The 253-nt window shown below is 59.3% G+C and carries 1 protein-coding gene; it reads left to right on the forward strand.

Annotated elements, in window-relative coordinates; all coding sequences use genetic code 11:
- Window positions 1–76: type II secretion system protein GspG (locus SB772_RS43430; RefSeq protein ID WP_410838951.1), on the forward strand; the 76-nt coding region annotated here is incomplete at its 5' end.
- Window positions 77–253: the final 177 nt, after the last annotated feature.

Genomic DNA, 253 nt, shown 5'->3' on the forward strand with positions numbered 1-253 from the left:
CGATGTATTGAGCTACGGCGCCGACACCAAGCAAGGCGGCGAAGGTAACGATGCCGACATAGGCTCGTGGCAATAGCCCGCGGACCCTCCTTTCACGGCGAAAACCGATGCATACCGCCGGGACCAGCCGCATGTCCGGTTGCGTGTCCTGGATGGTCGACTTTTGCCGAATACCGTCGCACGCCTGAAACCCAAAAAGTCAAAAGCGGCGCTGCGTAGCGCGGGGCTATAAGGCATGGCGAATGCTTATAGG

It is taken from the genome of Paraburkholderia sp. SIMBA_030 (genome assembly GCF_046535245.1).
In the GTDB taxonomy this organism is placed as follows: domain Bacteria; phylum Pseudomonadota; class Gammaproteobacteria; order Burkholderiales; family Burkholderiaceae; genus Paraburkholderia.